The following is a 1,248-nucleotide window of genomic DNA, read 5'->3' as shown; positions in this document are numbered from 1 at the left end:
AGGCACGGCCGGCCGTGCCTCAGCGGTACAGGGCGTGCTACGTGATCGAGACGCGGAACAGCTTGTCCGCGCCGACCGGCTCGTTCCCGGGTGGCGGCCGCGGAGGCGGATGGCGGGACCGCCTGCACCATGGCCGTACGGAGCCGCATGACCGCGAGGGCGGCCACTCCGTCCCACTAAAGCAGGTGCGTTCCGGCCCGCATCTGAACCTCCATCAGGGAACCCGGTAGTCACCGGATGCGACGCTCATCGACTGGAGTCGGACGCTCCCGCCGTAGCGGGCGCCCCGAACACCGGGACGGCGGGGAATGCATGGCACACGCTGATCGTTGACCATGAGAATCCCAACCGACGACGTAAGGATCGACCGCTCGTGAGCAAGGTCCCCTCCATCACCCTCAACAACGGCGTCGAGATGCCGCAGCTCGGTTTCGGCGTCTGGCAGGTGCCTGACGACGAGGCCGCGAAGGCGGTCGCGACAGCCATCGAGTCCGGGTACCGGAGCATCGACACCGCCGCGATCTACAAGAACGAGAAGGGCACCGGCAGGGCCGTCGCGGCCTCCGGTGTCGCCCGCGAAGAGCTCTTCGTCACGACAAAGCTGTGGAACACCGATCAGGGCTACGACTCCACCCTGCGCGCCTTCGACAGCTCGCTCGACAAGCTGGGTCTGGAGTATGTCGATCTGTATCTGATCCACTGGCCCGTGCCGGCCAAGGACGCGTACCTCGACACGTACAAGGCCTTCGAGAAGATCTACTCCGAGGGCCGCGCGAAGGCCATCGGAGTCTCGAACTTCCTCCCCGAGCACCTGGAGCGTCTCCTCGGCGAGACCTCGGTGGTCCCGGTGATCAACCAGATCGAGCTCCACCCGCAGCTCCAGCAGGCCGAGTCGCGCGCGTTGCACGCCAAGCACGACATCGCGACCGAGGCCTGGTCGCCGCTGGGCCAGGGCAAGGGGCTCCTGGAGGTGCCGACGGTCGTCGCGATCGCCCGGAAGCACGGCCGCACACCGGCTCAGGTGGTGCTCCGCTGGCACATCCAGACCGGCAATGTGGTGATCCCGAAGTCGGTGACGCCGTCCCGGATCGTGGAGAACCTCGACGTGTTCGGCTTCGAGCTGGACGCCGACGACCTGGCCGCGTTCGCCGCGCTGGACGAGGGCAAGCGCCTCGGCCCGAACCCCGGTGAGTTCAACCTCGGCGCCTGAGCCCTGCCATCGCACCGTTGACGCACACGGACCGCCGC

1 protein-coding gene is annotated in these 1,248 nt (G+C 67.7%); it reads left to right on the top strand.

What is annotated here, in order from left to right; all coding sequences use genetic code 11:
- The first annotated feature begins 373 nt into the window (after window positions 1-373).
- Window positions 374-1,210 carry an aldo/keto reductase gene (locus ACFU8Q_RS41545; RefSeq protein ID WP_384465428.1) on the top strand — a complete coding sequence of 279 codons (837 nt, stop codon included), beginning with the start codon at window positions 374-376 and terminating at the stop codon, window positions 1,208-1,210.
- Window positions 1,211-1,248: the final 38 nt, after the last annotated feature.

This window comes from Streptomyces sp. NPDC057543, from assembly GCF_042801895.1.
In the GTDB taxonomy this organism is placed as follows: Bacteria; Actinomycetota; Actinomycetes; order Streptomycetales; family Streptomycetaceae; genus Streptomyces.
Note: the sequence above shows the minus strand (reverse complement) of the source record. Positions and strands in the feature narration are given on the sequence as shown.